The organism is Dyella sp. 2RAB6 (assembly GCF_052115385.1).
Classification (GTDB): Bacteria; Pseudomonadota; Gammaproteobacteria; order Xanthomonadales; family Rhodanobacteraceae; genus Dyella_D.
Genome location: NZ_JBFRGP010000001.1, coordinates 762,218 through 778,643, shown reverse-complemented (window position 1 = coordinate 778,643; position 16,426 = coordinate 762,218). Strand labels below are relative to the sequence as shown.

Annotated in this window: 17 protein-coding genes, 1 tRNA gene and 1 other RNA gene; 6 read left to right on the top strand and 13 right to left on the bottom strand. The window is 69.1% G+C overall.

The window, feature by feature from the left end:
* Positions 1-33: 33 nt before the first annotated feature.
* Genes AB4083_RS03600 through AB4083_RS03585 form a run of 4 tightly spaced genes read left to right on the top strand, consistent with a single transcriptional unit; the run spans position 34 to position 4,587 of the window.
* Positions 34-975 (top strand): AAA family ATPase, encoded by a 942-nt coding sequence (locus tag AB4083_RS03600; RefSeq protein WP_441606369.1) that lies wholly within the window; start codon positions 34-36, stop codon positions 973-975.
* Between the two features lie 11 nt (positions 976-986).
* Complete coding sequence (locus AB4083_RS03595; RefSeq protein ID WP_441606477.1) at positions 987-1,943, top strand: DUF58 domain-containing protein; 957 nt, start codon at positions 987-989, stop codon at positions 1,941-1,943.
* A complete protein-coding gene (locus tag AB4083_RS03590) occupies positions 1,940-3,940 on the top strand; it encodes a transglutaminase TgpA family protein (protein WP_441606368.1) in 2,001 nt (666 codons plus the stop codon). Before AB4083_RS03595 ends, AB4083_RS03590 begins: the two co-directional genes overlap by 4 nt.
* A gap of 59 nt (positions 3,941-3,999) precedes the next feature.
* Positions 4,000-4,587, top strand: coding sequence for a Slp family lipoprotein (locus AB4083_RS03585; RefSeq protein ID WP_441606367.1), 588 nt, complete (start codon positions 4,000-4,002; stop codon positions 4,585-4,587).
* Positions 4,588-4,698: 111 nt separating this feature from the next.
* On the opposite strand, the gene AB4083_RS03580 is transcribed toward AB4083_RS03585, so the two are convergent.
* The 8 genes from AB4083_RS03580 to AB4083_RS03545 all read right to left on the bottom strand — a co-directional run bounded on the left by AB4083_RS03580 (position 4,699) and on the right by AB4083_RS03545 (position 9,812).
* Positions 4,699-5,043 (bottom strand): histidine triad nucleotide-binding protein, encoded by a 345-nt coding sequence (locus AB4083_RS03580; RefSeq protein ID WP_441606366.1) that lies wholly within the window; start codon positions 5,041-5,043, stop codon positions 4,699-4,701.
* 25 nt (positions 5,044-5,068) lie between these two features.
* Positions 5,069-5,662 (bottom strand): recombination mediator RecR, encoded by a 594-nt coding sequence (recR, locus tag AB4083_RS03575; RefSeq protein WP_441606365.1) that lies wholly within the window; start codon positions 5,660-5,662, stop codon positions 5,069-5,071.
* 5 nt (positions 5,663-5,667) lie between these two features.
* The gene (locus AB4083_RS03570) at positions 5,668-5,991 is read right to left on the bottom strand and encodes a YbaB/EbfC family nucleoid-associated protein (protein WP_441606364.1); all 324 of its coding nucleotides are present in this window, start codon (positions 5,989-5,991) and stop codon (positions 5,668-5,670) included.
* 26 nt (positions 5,992-6,017) lie between these two features.
* Positions 6,018-7,724 carry a DNA polymerase III subunit gamma/tau gene (gene dnaX, locus AB4083_RS03565; RefSeq protein WP_441606363.1) on the bottom strand — a complete coding sequence of 569 codons (1,707 nt, stop codon included), beginning with the start codon at positions 7,722-7,724 and terminating at the stop codon, positions 6,018-6,020.
* 177 nt (positions 7,725-7,901) lie between these two features.
* Positions 7,902-7,998: signal recognition particle sRNA small type (ffs, locus tag AB4083_RS03560), an RNA gene on the bottom strand.
* 72 nt (positions 7,999-8,070) lie between these two features.
* Positions 8,071-8,163 (bottom strand) — tRNA-Ser (locus AB4083_RS03555).
* Between the two features lie 112 nt (positions 8,164-8,275).
* Positions 8,276-9,034 carry an MBL fold metallo-hydrolase gene (locus tag AB4083_RS03550; RefSeq protein ID WP_441606362.1) on the bottom strand — a complete coding sequence of 253 codons (759 nt, stop codon included), beginning with the start codon at positions 9,032-9,034 and terminating at the stop codon, positions 8,276-8,278.
* A 31-nt stretch (positions 9,035-9,065) separates the two neighbouring features.
* On the bottom strand, positions 9,066-9,812 hold the full coding sequence (locus tag AB4083_RS03545; protein WP_441606361.1) for a 3-deoxy-D-manno-octulosonic acid kinase: 747 nt from the start codon (positions 9,810-9,812) through the stop codon (positions 9,066-9,068).
* 106 nt (positions 9,813-9,918) lie between these two features.
* Between AB4083_RS03545 and AB4083_RS03540 the strand changes: the two genes are divergently transcribed.
* Positions 9,919-10,959, top strand: a complete 1,041-nt coding sequence (locus AB4083_RS03540; RefSeq protein WP_441606360.1) for a glycosyltransferase family 9 protein — start codon at positions 9,919-9,921, stop codon at positions 10,957-10,959.
* 109 nt (positions 10,960-11,068) lie between these two features.
* Here the strand turns inward: AB4083_RS03540 and AB4083_RS03535 are convergent, their stop codons facing one another.
* The gene (locus AB4083_RS03535) at positions 11,069-11,467 is read right to left on the bottom strand and encodes a DUF6165 family protein (protein ID WP_441606359.1); all 399 of its coding nucleotides are present in this window, start codon (positions 11,465-11,467) and stop codon (positions 11,069-11,071) included.
* Positions 11,468-11,598: 131 nt separating this feature from the next.
* On the opposite strand from AB4083_RS03535, the gene AB4083_RS03530 reads away from it, so the two are divergent.
* A complete protein-coding gene (locus AB4083_RS03530; RefSeq protein ID WP_441606358.1) occupies positions 11,599-12,105 on the top strand; it encodes a glycine zipper 2TM domain-containing protein in 507 nt (168 codons plus the stop codon).
* A 281-nt stretch (positions 12,106-12,386) separates the two neighbouring features.
* On the opposite strand, the gene lpxK is transcribed toward AB4083_RS03530, so the two are convergent.
* From lpxK to AB4083_RS03510, 4 genes are read right to left on the bottom strand one after another with little or no spacing between them, the layout of a single operon-like run.
* Entirely contained in the window at positions 12,387-13,382 is a 996-nt protein-coding gene (gene lpxK / locus AB4083_RS03525) for a tetraacyldisaccharide 4'-kinase (RefSeq protein ID WP_441606357.1), read from the bottom strand.
* A gap of 7 nt (positions 13,383-13,389) precedes the next feature.
* Positions 13,390-15,162, bottom strand: coding sequence for a lipid A export permease/ATP-binding protein MsbA (msbA, locus tag AB4083_RS03520; RefSeq protein WP_441606356.1), 1,773 nt, complete (start codon positions 15,160-15,162; stop codon positions 13,390-13,392).
* Between the two features lie 10 nt (positions 15,163-15,172).
* Positions 15,173-15,604: an ExbD/TolR family protein gene (locus tag AB4083_RS03515; RefSeq protein WP_441606355.1), complete on the bottom strand. Its 432-nt coding sequence runs from the start codon at positions 15,602-15,604 to the stop codon at positions 15,173-15,175.
* Between the two features lie 6 nt (positions 15,605-15,610).
* Complete coding sequence (locus AB4083_RS03510) at positions 15,611-16,249, bottom strand: MotA/TolQ/ExbB proton channel family protein (protein ID WP_441606476.1); 639 nt, start codon at positions 16,247-16,249, stop codon at positions 15,611-15,613.
* Between the last annotated feature and the right edge of the window lie 177 nt (positions 16,250-16,426).

Below are 16,426 nucleotides of genomic sequence, written 5' to 3'. Positions count from 1 at the left end.
CCCTTGCCCGTTTCCCTTCCGCCATGCGTTGCCATGTCCGCGATCACTCCACTCCACGATGACGCCCTGCATTCCCGCCTCGACGCCGCCATGGCGCAGGTCAACCAGGTGCTGCTCGGCAAGCCGCGCCAGGTCAAGCTCGCCTTCACCTGCCTGATCGCCGGCGGCCACCTGCTGCTGGAAGACGTGCCCGGCGTCGGCAAGACCACGCTGGCCCATGCACTGGCCGCCAGCTTTGCGCTGGAGTTCCAGCGCGTGCAGTTCACCAGCGACCTGTTGCCGTCGGACATTATCGGGGTGAGCGTGTACGAGCGCGAGACCGGCCAGTTCCGTTTCCATCCGGGCCCGATCTTCACCGGCCTGCTGCTGGCCGACGAGATCAACCGCGCCACGCCGAAGACGCAGAGCGCGCTGCTCGAAGCGATGGCCGAGGGCCAGGTCACCGTCGACGGCAAGACGCATACGCTGCCGCAGCCGTTCTTCGTGGTCGCCACGCAGAATCCGCTGGACCTGGCCGGCACCTTCCCGTTGCCGGATTCGCAGCTGGACCGCTTCATGCTGCGCGTCTCGCTGGATTATCCCGACGCCACCGCCGAACGCGCCCTGCTCACCGGCAGCGACCGCCGCGACCTGCTCGCCCAGCTCAGCCCGAAGCTGGACGGCCCCGCGCTGTCCACCCTGCATCGGCAGGCGCAGGCGATCACCGCCAGCCCCGCCCTGCTCGACTACCTGCAGGCGCTGCTCGCCGCCAGCCGCCGCCACGCGGAGATCCGCGTAGGCCTGTCGCCGCGCGCCGGCCTGGCCCTGCTCGGCGCCTCGCGCACCTGGGCCATGCTGTCCGGCCGCGGCCACGCGCTGCCGGAGGACATCCAGGCCCTGTTCGTGCCGCTGGCCGGGCACCGCCTGGTGCCTGCACGCGGCGCCAGCGGCGATGCGCTCGCGCGCCAGTTGCTCGCCGAGGTGGCGGTGGATTGATGGCCATGGGCGTGGCCGAAACCTATCGTCGTTTCCAGCAATGGGCCGAACGGCGGCTGCCCGCGCTCACCCGCTACCGCCGTCCGGAAAACCTGCCGATCGAACTGCATCGGCGCCGCATCTATATCGTGCCCAGCGGGCTGGGCGCCGCGTTCGGCGTGCTGCTGCTGATCATGCTGGCCGGCGCGCTCAACTACGCCAACAACGCCGCCCTGCTGCTCACCTGCCTGCTGGCCGCGGCCTGTTCGGCGAGCATGCTGGTAGCGTTCCGCGCGCTCGACGGCCTGCGCCTGACCGCGATCCAGGCCGGCCACGCCACTGCCGGCGAACCGCTGCCGCTGCAGTTGCACGTGGATGCCGGCGTGCGTGCGCGCCAGGCGATCAGGGTGGAAATGGATGGCCAGATGCAGGCCTTCGCCATGCCCGTGCATCGGCAGCTCGCGGTCGAGATCTCGCTGCAGACCGAGCGGCGCGGCTGGCAGGCGCTGCCGCGCATCCAGTTGTGGACGAGCTGGCCGCTGGGCCTGTTCCGCGCCTGGAGCTGGCTGTATCCGGAGCTGTCGGTGCTGGTGTGGCCGCGGCCGGAAGCAGAGGGACCGCCGCCGCGCTCGCCGACCGACGACCCCACCCACCAGCGCCTGCATCACGGCGACGACCTGGCCTCGCTGCGCGACTACCGCGCCGGCGATCCGCAGCGGCGCATCGCCTGGAAAGCCAGCGCGCGGCATGAAAGCCTGCTGGTGAAGGATTTCGAGCAGCCGCGCCCGCGCCTGGAATGGCGGCTGGACTGGCGCGACCTCAAGCACCTGGACAGCGAATCGCGCATCTCGCGCCTGGCCCGCTGGCTGGGCGAGGCCGAGGCCAGGGGCGTGCCGTCCAGCCTGTGGCTGCCCGGCGAAGAGATCGGCCACGGCGCCGGCCCGGCGCATTACGCGCGCTGCATGAATGCGCTGGCGAAACTGCCGTGAGTGCGGCAGCGAAAAATTCCGGCGTATTCGGCCTGTTCCAGCGCAAGCGCGCGGAAGCGCCGCTGGATACGCGCGTGTTCGACCTGCTCTGCCTCACCGCCGCCGTGGTGCTGGTGCTGCACGCCATCCACCTGCCGCCGTGGCTGGACGCCGCGCTGATGGCGGTGCTCGCCTTGCGCTGGTGGCAGCGCCGCCGCAAACCCGGGCGCGCGCCGGTCTATCTGAAGCTGCCGCTGGTGGCGCTGCTCGCGGCCACGGTGATCTTCCACTACGGCAACATCTTCGGGCGCGAACCCGGCTCCGCGCTGGCGGTGGGCCTGCTGGTGCTGAAGCTGCTGGAAACCGAAACGGCGCGCGATGCCAAGGTGGCGGTGGCGTTCGCCTGCTTCACCTTGATGGCGGCGTTGTTGTCGGACCAGGGCATGGTCGCCACCGTCGTGGTGGCGCTGGGCCTGCTGCCGGCGGTCGCCAGCCTGCGCGCGCTGCAGCCGGCGCGCCTGCCCACCAGCTTGCCGCGCGAACTGCTGCCGGCGCTGGGCCTGCTCGCCGCGGCGCTGCCGCTGTCGCTGCTGGCCTTCGTGCTGGTGCCGCGGCTGGAGTCGCCGCTGTGGGGCGCGCCGCCATCCGGGCAGGCACGCACGGGCTTGAGCGATGGAATGTCCCCGGGCGATTTCGTCGAGCTGCTCACCGACGACCGCCCCGCCCTGCGCGCCAGCTTCGAGCAGGCGGTGCCGGTGCCGGAACAACGCTATTTCCGCGCCTATGTGATGTGGCATTACGACGGCCGCCGCTGGAACACGCTGCCGAGCGGGCGCCCGCCGGTGCCGGTGGAAGCGATCGACCGCATCGGCTACCGCATCACGCTGGAACCGACCAGCCAGCGCGTGCTGCCCGCACTCGACGTGCCGCTGGAGGCGCCGCCGAACGCCACCCTGGGCAGCGACCACGAAATCAGCAGCAGCAAGCCGGTGCAGGACCCGCTGACCTACGAGCTGCACTCGGCCGTGCGCTACCGCCTGCAACCGGAGCTCGACGACCTCGCACGGCGGCGCGCGCTGCAATTGCCGGAGGGTTTCAATCCGCGCGCGCTGGCCCTGGCCGCGCAGTGGAAACAGGCCTACGGCAACCGCGATGCAGCCATCGTGGCCGCGGCGCTGTCGCTGTTCCACGACGGCGGCTTCAGCTACACGCTGGCGCCCGCGCCGCTGGGCCGCGATGCCGTGGACGACTTCCTGTTCGCCACCCACGAAGGATTCTGCGAACACTACGCCTCGGCCTTCACCGTGTTGATGCGCGCCGCCGGCGTGCCGGCGCGCGTGGTCACCGGCTACCAGGGCGGCTACTGGAACAAGCTCGGTCAGTACCTGCTGGTGCGCCAGTCCGACGCGCACGCCTGGAGCGAGGTGTGGCTGGACGGGCGCGGCTGGGTCCGCATCGACCCCACCGCTGCGGTGCGGCCGGAGCGGGTCAGCCTCGGCGCCGCCGCGGCGGCAGCGGCGGCCGGCCAATCCGAGTGGCAAGGTGCGGCGTGGCTGCGCGATCTGCGCAACCGCTGGGACGTCGTCAACCATTGGTGGAGCCAGGGCGTTATCGGCTTTGATGCACTCAGGCAACGCGGGCTCCTCACGCCATTCGGCGTCCGCAACACGGATACGATGACCCTGAGCGTGCTGCTGGCGGCCAGCAGCGTGGCGTTCGCCCTGCTCGGCCTGGCCTGGGCCTTGTGGCGGCGACGCGACGAAGACCCCCTGCGGGCCGCGCTGCGCACGCTGGAGCGCAAGCTGGCCGCGGCCGGCGTGGCGCGCAGGAGCAGCGAGGGCCCGCAGCATTACCTGCAGCGCGCGGCCAGGGCCCTGCCCGGACAGCGCGCGCAGCTGGACCAACTGATGAGGAGCTACCTCGACCTGCGCTATGCCCATCAAACCCCGCCGCCCGAACCCCTGCGACGGTTCCGCCGGGCGGTGCGGGATTTCAGACCCCGACACGTGGTCAAATGAACCGAACGACTGAAATCTTGGGATAACGGAATATCCGCCTGATCATGGAGAAAGCGGTCATGTCCATCTACAAACTCCTCGCCACTGCCGCTGTGACGGCTACGCTGGCGGCCTGCGCAACGATTCCCCAGCCGTTGCAGGGCACCTATACCGACATCAGCACGGCCCAGGCGCAGCAAGGCGGCGCCGGCGGCAGCAAGGTGCGCTGGGGCGGCGAGATCATCAAGACCGAACCCGGTCCGCAGGAAACCTGCTTCTTCCTGCTGTCGCGTCCGCTGGACAGCGAAACGCGGCCGAAGATGGCCACCGACAACGACAGCCAGGGCCGCTTCGTGGCCTGCCGCGCCGGCTTCTACGATCCGGAAGTGTTCGCGCGCGGCCGCGAGCTGACCGTCACCGGCACCTTGCACGGCACCGTGTCGCAGAAGGTGGGCGAATACGACTACGCCTATCCGCGCGTCGAAGCCGACGTGGTCTACCTGTGGCCCAAGCGCGTCGCCGTGCGCTACCCGCCGGGCTACTACGACCCGTTCTGGGGTCCGGGCTTCGGTCCATACTGGGGCCCGGGCTGGGGTCCGTGGGGCGACCCGTTCTGGTACCAGCCGCGAGTGATCGTGGTGCCGCGCGCCGTTCCGCGCGGCAAGTAAGACCAGACGACGTCCAAATGAAAAACGCCGGCTCAGGGCCGGCGTTTTTCGTTGGTCCCGTCGTGGCGTTGGGGTTCGCTGCGCTCACCCCAACCTACGCCGTGGCCGTGCTCAGCCTGGTGGCCAATGCATACGGCGCCCGGCCAGCAGATGCACGTGCAGGTGGAATACGGTCTGCCCGCCGTGCTCGTTGCAGTTGATCACCGCGCGGTAGCCATCCTTCGCCAGGCCCTGCTCGCGCGCATACGCGGCGGCAGCCAGCAACAGCTTGCCCAGCAGCTCGGCGTCACCGGGGCCGGCTTCGTCCAGCGAGGCGATCGCCCGCTTGGGTATGAACAGCACGTGCAGCGGCGCCTGCGGATTGAGATCGCGGAAGGCCAGCACGTCGTCGTCTTCGTAGACGATGTCGGCTGGGATCTCGCGCCGGATGATCTTTCCGAAAATCGTATCGGCCATGCCTCGGCTTCCTTCTGTGAGTGTCTCAGCCCAGCGTCTGGCGGCTGCCGAACGCATGCGCCAGGGTGCTGCGGTCGACGAATTCCAGCTCGCCGCCCAGCGGCACGCCGTGCGCAAGCCGCGTGGGTTTCACGTTCGCCGCGCGCGCCAGCTGCGCCAGGTAATGCGCGGTGGCTTCGCCTTCCACGGTGGGATTGGTGGCGATCACCATTTCCTCGATTTCGCCCTCGGCCAGCCGCTCGGTCAGCAGGTCCAGGCCCAGTTCTTCCGGCCCCAACCCATCCAGCGGCGACAAGCGGCCGAGCAGCACGAAGTATTGGCCGCGGTAACCGGTGGCCTGTTCGATCGCGGCCAGCTCGGTCGGCGACTCGACCACGCACAGCAGTTGCTTGTCGCGGCTGGCGCTGGCGCAGATCGGGCACAGCGGCTCTTCGCTGAAATTGCGGCAGCGCGTGCAGTTGCCGATGCGCTGCATGGCCTGCTCCAGCACGCTGGCCAGACGCAGGCCGCGCTCGCGTTCGCGCTCCAGCAGATGGAAGGCCATCCGCTGCGCGCTCTTGCCGCCGACGCCGGGCAGGCAGCGCAGGGCTTCGATCAGCTCGCTGAGAAGTTTGCTCACGGGCTTTAGAACGGCATCTTGAAGCCGGGCGGCAGGTTCATGCCGGAGGTCACGCCGCCGAGCTTGTTCTTGCTGGCCTCGCCCACTTTGTTGACGGCGTCGTTGATCGCCGCGGCGACCAGGTCCTCGGCCATCTCCGGGTCGTCCGCGAACAGCTTGCGGTCGATCTGCACGCGGCGCACTTCATGGGCGCCGCTCATCACCACGGTGACCAGGCCACCGCCGGAACTGCCGGTGACTTCGAGCTTGGCGATCTCTTCCTGCGCGCGCTTCATTTCTTCCTGCATGCGCTGCGCCTGCTGCATCAGCTGGCCGATCTGTCCTCTCATGACGCGTACTCCGAAGGCTGGTTTTCTTAAGATTCAAACGGCTTGACCGACTGCGGCAGCACGCGCGCGCCGAATTCCTTGCGCAGCGACTGCACCAGCGGGTCTTCCTCGATCGATTGCTCGGCGGCCGACTGCGCCACCGAACGAGCGTTGGCGGCACGCGCAGCGGGCGTCTCGGCGCCACCGGAGCGGTCGTCGACGAAACGCAGGCGGATACGTTCGCCCAGCGCCTGGCTGATGCGCTCTTCCATCTGCCCGACCATCGGTTCCACCGCCAGGTGCATGTACATCGGCTGCAGCGCCAGCACCAGGGTCGAGCCTTCGCGGTCGCGCAACAGCGCGTTCTGTGCGAGCTGGCCCATCGGGCCGCGCAGATTGGCCTGTTCTATCAGGCTGTCCCAGTGCGGCAGGCCGCGCGCGTCGAGCGGCGGAGCGGCACGCGGTGCGGGCGGCGGCACCGGTGCGGGTTCGACGCGCGGCGCCTGCGCTTGCGCTGCACGCGGCGCCGGTCGTTCCATCGACGCTGCCGGCGGCATCGGCGGCGCGGAGCGCGCCGGTGCGGGTGCGGGTGCGGGTGCGGGTGCGGGTGCAGCGGCAGGACGCGCAGCGGCCGCCTGACGTTCGGCACGCGCCGGCTCGCCCTCGCCGGCCGGACGGAACGCCAGCATGCGCAGCAGCGCCATCTCGAAACCGGTGCGCGCATCCGGCGCCAGCGCCAGGTCGCGGCGACCGCCGATGGCGATCTGGTAGTACAGCTGCACGTCCTCCGGCCCCAGCCGTTCGGCCAGTGCGGCCAGCGCGGCTTCATCGTCGCCGTCGCCTTCGGGGCGATAGCCCGGCACCAGCTGGAGCAGTTGCAGGCGGTGCAGCACCGCGGCGAGGTCGTCCAGCACGCCGCCGAAATCCGGCGAGAACGAAGCGATGCGCGCGCACTCGGCCATCAATTGGTCGCCGTCGCCGGCGGCCAGCGCATCGAGCACGCCCAGCACCTGGCCGCGCGCGACGCTGCCCAGCATGGTGCGCACGTCGTCCAGCTTGAGCGCGCCGCCGCCGTAGGCGATGGCCTGGTCCAGCAGCGACAGGCCGTCGCGCAGCGAACCGTCGGCGGCACGGGCCAGCTCGACGATGGCACCGTCCTCGAACGCGATCGCTTCGGCGCCGAGGATGTGCCGCATCTGCCCGGAGATCTGTTCCGGCAGCAGGCGCTTGAGATTGAACTTCAGGCAGCGCGACAGCACCGTCACCGGCAGCTTCTGCGGGTCGGTGGTGGCGAGCAGGAACTTCACGTGCGGCGGCGGTTCTTCCAGCGTCTTCAGCAGCGCGTTGAAGGCCGGCTTGGACAGCATGTGCACCTCGTCGACCAGGTACACCTTGAAGCGGCCGCGCGCGGGCGCGTACTGCGCGTTCTCGATCACTTCGCGCACGTCGTCCACGCCGGTGTTGCTGGCCGCGTCGATTTCAAGCAGGTCGACGAAGCGGCCGGCGTCCACCGCCGTGCACACCGCGCACTCGCCGCAGGGATCGGCCGACTCGCCGCGCTCGCAATTGAGCGACTTGGCGAAGATGCGCGCGATGGTGGTCTTGCCCACGCCGCGGGTGCCGGTGAACAGGTAGGCGTGGTGCATGCGGCCGGTGTCGAGCGCATTGGTGAGCGCGCGCACCACATGCTCCTGCCCGACCAGTTCGGCGAACTTGCGGGGACGCCATTTGCGCGCGAGAACCTGATAGGACATGCGTTGAAAGCCTGCTGGACGCCGGGCTGGCGCTGCCATCGAGGCAACGCAGCGAGGACGGGAATGAAGTGGCGGGATACTAACTTGGGGCGACGCCCGATTGTGCCAAGTCGACTGCGGCAAGTCAGTACGAAGGGCGGCGCGAGCGCGCGTCGGCGGGGCCCGAAAAGGCGGCGACCCCGCCAGCCACACCCCGGCACCCGAATCATTCGCTACCGTTGCTCCCTTCCGGGCCTGGCGGGATTTACGAACTATCGTCGCGGGGGGACCGACGGGGTCACCATAGACGTCGGGCTGCTCGCCCTGGCGACGGTTGCGCTAGGCGCGGACCGTCATGCGATTTCACTGGCGGAGAGGGCGGGATTCGAACCCGCGATACGGGGATAAGCCGTATACACACTTTCCAGGCGTGCTCCTTCAACCACTCGGACACCTCTCCGCGATGGTGAAATCGCCTCGCCGGGCATTCAGGCCCGGCAAAGAGGGGAAATCATAGCGGGAGGCCCCGATCCAGACAAGCCGCTTCGCCCGCCCCTCCACCGGCATCCAGCTCAACCGGCATCCGCGCGCGGCGGTGCCGGCGGCGGCAGCGCGATGCGTTCGCCGGTCGAGGCCGTGGCGTAGCCGCGGGCGGCCAGCGCCTGGCCGTCGGCGAGGCTGCCGTAGTGGTACAGGCGCAGGCGGCGGCGCAGCGAGTCCGGATATTCGCGCTCGATATCGTCGATGCCGGTATGCGAGGGATTGCCCACCAGGCCGCAGTCGTGCGCCACCAGCTCGGTGCCGGCCGCATAGCGCGCCAGCAGCTCCGGCACCGGCCGCGTGTCGCCGGTATAGGCGAAGCTGCCGCCCAGGGCGAGGCCGAACGAGGTCTGCGGCAGGTGATGCCGGGTCGGAAACACGTCGAACCACTGCCCGTCCAGCCAGAAGCCGCGATGGCAGGGAATCAGCTGGAACGCTTCCCAGAAATTGACGCCGCCCTCGGCCAGCACGCCGGGATAGTCCGCCACCCGCGCCTGCAGCCAGCTCATCAGTGCGGCATGCACGAACAGCTTGGTGCGGCCGCGCCGCGCCTCGTCGAACCACAGGCGGAAGAACAGCCGCTCCATGCCGCCCACGTGGTCCATATGGGTGTGCGTGATGAACAGCGCCGGCGGCACGTCGCCGTAGGCAGCCACGTAGCGGTCCAGCGTGTCCGGCCCGCAATCGATCAGCAGCAGCGGCTTGCCGTCGCGCTCCAGCACCGCGGCGGAAGCGCCCAGCTCCACCGCATGCGCGGCGCCGACGCCCAGGAAATGCAGGGTCCAGTTCATGCGGCCGCTTCCTCGCGGGTGGAAACCAGGCTCATGGCGCGTCGCCACCGACGCCGAATGTCGCAGCGTAGCTCTGCGCCAGCGGCTGCCATACGGTCTTCTCGAACACCGCCTCGCCCTCGCCCGCCGCGCCCAGTTTCAGCAGCGAACGACGCAGGCGCTGCAGGTTGGCCATGCGCCACACCTCGGCGGGCGGACGCCGCTCGCAGCGGTCGAAATCGATCAGGTACAACCCGGGCTCGGCCACCAGGATGTTGTGCGCATTCAGATCGGCATGCCATACGCCGGCACGATGGAAGCGCGCCACCAGCACGCCGGTGCGCTGCGCCAGTTCGGCGTCCAGGCTGCCCCAGGCCAGGCATTCGGCCAGCGTGCGCGCGGACACCACGCGGCGGGTGATCAGGTCGGCGGTATAGAACGGACCCTGCCGCCGATAGCGCGCCGCGATCGGCTCGGGCACCGGCAGCCCTTCGCGCGCCATCGCCGCGAGCAGGCGGAATTCGGCGAAGCTGCGCGTGCGTTCGGCGCCGGTCCACAGATAGCGGTCGCCCATCAAGCGGGCCACCATGCCGCCGCGGCGATAGTGGCGCAGCACGCCCTCGCCCGCCGGCGTGCCGATCAGCGCGACGCCGCCGCGGCCGCCGATCTGCATGCGCAACGCACCCAGTTCGCGCCAGTGGCTAGGCATGAACCAGTCGTCGTCGACTTGTGACGAAGCGGCAGGGTCGAACAGAATCGCCCCATCCGCCTTCGTTCGGATCTGCTCTTGCGCCATCATGTCCGGCCCGGCACCCATCCCATAAGCATCGATTCAATCATCGCTGATTAAATCAGCGCCGATTAAATCATCGTTGATTCAACCATCATTGATTCTAGCCCACGCCATGCCTGCTCCCACCTCCATCTGCCTGCTGCGCACCTCCGCCATCGGCGACGTCACCCATGTCGTGCCGCTGGTGCACACCCTGCGCAAGGCCTGGCCGCAGGTCGAGCTGAGCTGGATCGTCGGCAAGCTGGAGCGCCGCCTGGTCGGCGACCTGCCCGGGGTGGACTTCGTGACCTTCGACAAGGCCGCCGGCTGGGCCGGCATGCGCGCGGTGCGCGACGCGCTGCGCGGCCGCCGCTTCGACGCGCTGCTGCAGATGCAGGTGGCGATGCGCTCCAACCTGCTCAGCCTGGGCATCAAGGCCGAGCGGCGCGTCGGCTATGACCACGCACGCGCCAAGGACCTGCACGGGCTGGTGATCAACGAGCGCATTCCCGCGCGCACCGGCGAACACGTGCTGGAAGCGATCGGCAGCTTCTGCGAGCCGCTGGGCCTGCAGCAGACCGAGGTGCGCTGGGACATCCCGTTGCCGGACGAGGCGCTCGCATGGGCCGCCGAGCAACTGCCGCCGGGCGCGCCGGTGCTGCTGGTCAGCCCCACCTCCAGCCACGCCCTGCGCAACTGGCGCCCGGAGCGCTATGCCGCCGTGATGGACCACGCCGCGCAGCGCGGCTGGCGGGTCATGCTGATCGGCGGCCCTTCGCCGGGCGAACGCAGCATGGCCGACGCGGTGCTGGCCGCCTGCCGCCTGCCGCACACCGACCTTACGGGCAAGGACACGCTGAAGCGGCTGCTGGCGATGCTGGCGCGCGCCCCGCTGCTGCTGACCCCGGATTCGGGCCCGATGCACATGGCCAATACCGTGGGCTGCAAGGTGCTGGGCCTGCATGCGGCAAGCAATCCGGACCGCTCCGGCCCCTACTCCGACCGCCGCTGGTGCGTGAACAAGTACGACGCGGCCTCGCGCAAGTACCTGGGCAAGCCGGCCAGCGAAATTCCCTGGGGCAGCAAGATCGAATACGCGGGCGTGATGGACCTGATCGAGGTCGATGACGTGATTGAGCGCTTCGAGGCTTACGCGGCGACCATGGCCGGCTAAATGCCGGTGTAGGTTGGGGTGAGCCATCGGCGAACCCCAACATCGGCCCGTCGAAGCGCATCGCATTGTTGGGGTTCGCCCCTGGCTCACCCCAACCTGCGCCACCGCCTCAGCCGGCCTTGTAGTCCTTGTACGACTTCTCTTCGACCAGCTGCGAGCCCAGCTTCAGATTGATCTCGCGCTTCACCGCCGCGCGCTCGTCGTTGCGGAAATACACCGCACGGGCCAGTTCGATGAATTCCTGGTCGAAGGCCTGGGCCTTTTCCTTGAGGCGGATGCGGTCCTCGATATCCCACAGCGTCTCGTTCACCGCCAGCAGGCGGGCGCGCGCGTCGGCGATGTCGGTGGCCGCGGCCGGGTGGGCGGCCCAGGTGGCGTTGAGCTGATCCAGCTCGTTGCGCACGTTGGCCAGCTTCGCCGGGTCGGTCATCTGCTGGGACTTGATCTCCAGGATGGTGATCTTGTCGATCAGCTCACCGTAGGACACCGGGACTAGAATCAGGCTCATGGGAACTCCCTTCGAAAACAGGCGGAGCGCATGGGCCGCTCCGGCGGGACACCCATGATAAAGACATTGCCTAGCCGATGGTTCAGCTGATCCGAATAGACTGTGCGGGCCTCACCACACTGGGAGAATCCATGAACACCAAGCAGCTCCTCATCCTGCCCCTCGCAGCCGCGTTCGCCTTCGCCTCCATGGCCGCTACGGCGCAGTCCTCCACCAGTCAGAACCGGCGTCCGGCGGTCGATGCGGCCGGCACGCTCAACGGCAATGTACTCACCCGCCGCGACGGCATCTTCCTGCGCTGCACGCAGTGCGGCACGGTCGAATCGATCGAGCGCAGCGTCACCCAGGGCGCCGACCACGGCACCGCCGGCGCGATCATCGGCGCAGTCGCCGGCGGCGTGCTCGGCAACCAGGTCGGCAAGGGCAACGGCCGCAAGGCGGCGACCGTGCTCGGCGCGGTGGGCGGCGGCTTCGCCGGTAACCGCATCGGCCGCGGCGGTTCCAATGAAAGCTTCACGCTGCGCCTGCGCATGGGTGACGGCGGCTACACCAACGTCACCGTGCCGGACGCCAGCGCCATCCGCGAGGGCGATATCGTGCAGGTGGACCAGGACGGCAACGTGGTACGCGTCCAGTAAGCGCGACGCACAGTTCGAATGGCGCGGCCGGTGGCGACACCGGCCGCGTTTTTTTATCCGGATGGGTGTCTTGCAGGATCAGCCGCTGCCCTCGCCCGGCCGTCATCCCGGCGCAGGCCGGGATCCAGTGGCGTCGCTACCCGATTGTCGCGACGGCTCAGGCGTCGCATCCACGAACGTTCTTGCCTACATGCGGCCCTATCGCTACTGGATCCCGGCCTACGCCGGGATGACGGCTGGGTGAGGCTGAGCAGCTTGGAGTTGGAGCTTGTCGCTGCGGTTCAACGCTGATCGGCGCCGCGACGGGCCTGCATCAGCTTTGCCGCGACAGCGTCGAAGAAGCCGTCGGGCAACACCGCCCGCACCGGCACGGCCCAGGCCTGCGATGGCGCGAAGGCCGCGCATTTCACCGCATCCTTTTCGGTCATCAGCACCGGCGCGGCGTCGCCGAAATCCAGCTCGCCCGGCATGTAGGCGTGGTGATCGGGGAACGGATGCGGCACCACCTCGATGCCGCGAGCGCGCAGGTCGTCGAAGAAGCGCGCGGGGTTGCCGATGCCGGCCACGGCATGCACACGCTGGCCGCGGAAGGCTTCCAGCGGCTGGATACTGCCATCGCTGAATGCGCGCGCCGTGCCGCCTTCCAGGCGCATCGGCACTTCGCCGGCTTCGGCGCTGCCGCCGTTGCAGACGCGGAAATCCACCTCGTCCAGGCGCGCCAGCGGTTCGCGCAGCGGCCCGGCCGGCAGCAGGCGGCGGTTGCCGAAGCGGCGCGCGCCGTCGATCACGCAGATCTCCACGTCGCGGCGCAGGCGATAGTGCTGCAGGCCGTCGTCGGCGAGGATCACATCGCAGCCGGCATCGAGCAGCAGGCGCGCTGCCGCGGGGCGGTCGCGGCCTACTGCGACCGGCGTGCCGGCGGCGTGGATCAGGCAGGGTTCGTCGCCGAAGCGCGCGGGATCGGGCCGCTCATCGAGCAATAACGGCCCGGCTTCGCTGCCGCCGTAGCCGCGGCTGACCACGCCGGGACGCAAGCCACGCGCGCGCAAGGCTTCGGCGAGGGCGATGCTCAACGGCGTCTTGCCGGTGCCGCCCACGCTGACATTGCCGATCACCACCACGGGTACCGGCAAGCGCACGCTGGATAGCAGGCCTGCCCGATACAGGCGGCGGCGCCATCGCGTCACGCCGCCGTACAGCGCCGCCAGCGGCGCGGTCCACCAGGGCGCCGTGCCCTGGCCGTACCAGGCCGCTGCTAGCGTGTCGGCCAGCGCCACGGCGACCTCAGTCGCTCGCCTTGTCGTGGAACTGCATGCGGTGCAGCGCGGCGTAGTGGCCGCCCAGCGCGATCAGTTCCGCGTGCGTGCCGCGCTCGACGATACGGCCCTGGTCCATCACCGCGATCTGGTCGGCGTGTTCGACGGTGGACAGCCGGTGCGCGATCACCAGGGTGGTGCGGTCGCGCATCAGGCGCTGCAGCGCCTGCTGGATCAGGCGCTCGGATTCGGTGTCCAGCGCGCTGGTCGCCTCGTCCAGCACCAGGATCGGCGCGTTCTTGAGAATGGCCCGGGCGATCGCGATGCGCTGGCGCTGGCCGCCGGACAGCATGTTGCCGCCCTGGCCGATCTGGCTGTGGATGCCCTTGGGCAGGCGCTGGATGAATTCCATCGCATTGGCCGCCTCGGCCGCCGCGACGATGTCCTTCTCGCTGACGCCTTCCAGCTCGCCGTAGGCGATGTTCTCCGCCACCGTGCCGTCGAACAGCACCACGCTCTGCCCCACCCAGGCGATCTGCTTGCGCAGCGAGGCCAGGGTGTAGCTGGCGTAGTCGTGGCCATCCACTTCGATGCCGCCGGCGGTAGGTTCGTAGAAGCGCGGCAGCAGGCTGACCAGGCTGCTCTTGCCGCTGCCCGAGCGGCCGACCAGCGCCGTGACCGTGCCGGGCCGGCAGTGCAGGTCGACGCCGCGCAGCGCCTCGAATTCGTTGCGCGGATAGGTCAGGCGCACGTCGCCGAACACGATGTCGCCGCGGGTGCGTTCCAGCACGCGGTTGCCGGTGTCCACTTCCGGCGGCAGGTCGATGATGCCGAACAGGTCTTCGCAGGCGGCCACGCCGCGCTGCACGCTGGCCTGCACGCCGGTGAGGCGCTTGAGCGAAGGCAGCATGCCGCCCATCGAGGTGAGCACGGTGATGAACACGCCGGGCGAGATGCTGTCGATCACGTTCGGCCGCGTGCCCAGGTACACCAGCAGGGCCAGCGCGAACGCCGCGGCAGTCTGGATGGTGGCGCTGGAGAACGCGCTGGTCACCGCCACCTTGAGGTTCAGCCGCTTGGAATGCTCGGTGACGTGCTCGAAGCGTGCCGCCTCGCGCTTCTGGCCGCCGTAGATGCGCACCTCGCGATTGGCGCCGACGGATTCCTCCACCGTACCGGTGACCGAACCCATGGTGCCCTGGATGCGCTTGCTGATGGTGCGGTAGCGCCGGCTGACCACGGTGACGATCAGCACCACCGCCGGCACCATGATCAGCAGCGCCATGGTGAGATAGGCGCTGGTCGAGAGCATCACGTACATCATGCCCACGATCATCAGGCCCTCGGTCACCGCCACTTTCACCGCGTCGGTGGAGGCCTGCGCCACCTGCTCGCTGGTGTAGGTGATGCGCGAGACCTGCTGGCCGGAATGCTCGCTGCCGAAGAACGCGGCCGGCAGGCGCAGATAGGCGTCGAACACGTCGCGGCGGATGTTCTGCACCACGTTGCGCCCGATATAGGCGATGCCGTAGTCGTTGAGCACGATGGCGACGCCGCGCGTCACGAACAGCCCGATGATCCAGATCGGCATCCAGAAGATCAGGTAGGCGTCCTTGTGCGCGAACAGCTCGTCGATCATCGGCCGCAGCAGCTTGGTGAACGCCGCAAGGCAGCCGCTCTCCAGCGCCATGCCGAGCACCGAGACCAGGCCCACCACCCAGTAGCGGCGGGTATAGCCGAGCAGGCGCTTGTAGGTCCGCCAGGTCTCGGCGTCCCATACGGAAACCTTCTTGGTGCTCACTTGTTCGCGCTCACTTACCGGGACCCGCCTGGGTCGGCGTGGTGGCGATCGACAGCTTGGTGAAGCCGAGCTGGCCGAGTGCGTCCATCGCGGTGACCACGTTCTGGTGCGGCGTCATGGCATCCGCGCGGATGGTCACCTGGCGCTCGCGGTCGTCGCCGGCGATGTTGGCGATGGCCTGCTTGAGCGGCTCGATGCCCTGCCCCAGCACCTCGTCGGTGCCGACGTAGTAGTGGCCCTCGCTGTCCACCACGATGGTGAGCGCGGGCGCCTGCATGTCGCGCTCGTCGGCGCTGGCCTTGGGCAGGGTCACCTGCATGCGCGTGTGCTGCACGAAGGTGGTGGTCAGTACGAAGAACATCAGCAGGGTGAGCAATACGTCGATCAGCGAGATCACGTTGATCTCGAAGTCGTCCTGCCGGCGGTCGTTGCCGATGCGCATGCCGGATCAGCCCGCGGTCGACTCGGTGGCCGAACGGCGCGGACGCGCCGGGGCCGGGGCGGCGACGGTCAGTTCGTCCAGCAGCACGGTTGCCTGCTTCTCCATCTCCACGCAGTAGCCGGCCACCTTGGAGCGGAAATAGCGATGCAGCACATAGGCGGGAATCGCCACCACCAGGCCGCTGGCGGTGCAGATCAGCGCTTCGCCGATGCCGCCGGCCATCTTCAGCGGATCGCCCACGCCGCCCTTCATCACGTCCATGAACATGCGGATCAGGCCGACCACCGTGCCCAGCAGGCCCAGCAGCGGGCCGATCAGGGCGATGGTGCCGAGCGTATTGAGGTAGCGCTCCATGTTGTGCACCACATGGCGGCCAGTGTCCTCGATGCGCTCCTTGATCAGCTCGCGCGGCCGGTTGCGCACCGACAGCGCGCCGGCCAGCAATTCGCCCAGCGGCGAGCCGTTGGCCAGGGTGGCCAGGTGGGCCGGATCGAGCTGGCCAGAACGGGCCCAGTCGCGCACTTCGTCGCCGAGGCCGGGCGGCAGCACCGACTTGCGGCGCAGGGTCCAGCAGCGCTCCAGCACGATCGCCAGTGCGATCGCCGAACAGATCAGGATGGGCAGCATTGCCCAACCGCCAGCCATCAGGATATCCAGCACGACTACACCCACCCATGCGATCGAATTGCAGGGGCGCATCATAGCAGTCCCTTCCGGCCGTTCCGCGGCGCCCGTGGCAATTGCGCGATGCGTCGCACGGAGCGCTGGAATCGCGCTGCGAAGGCTCTTGTTCACGCCAGTAGCGGGCCCGGTGATCGCGCC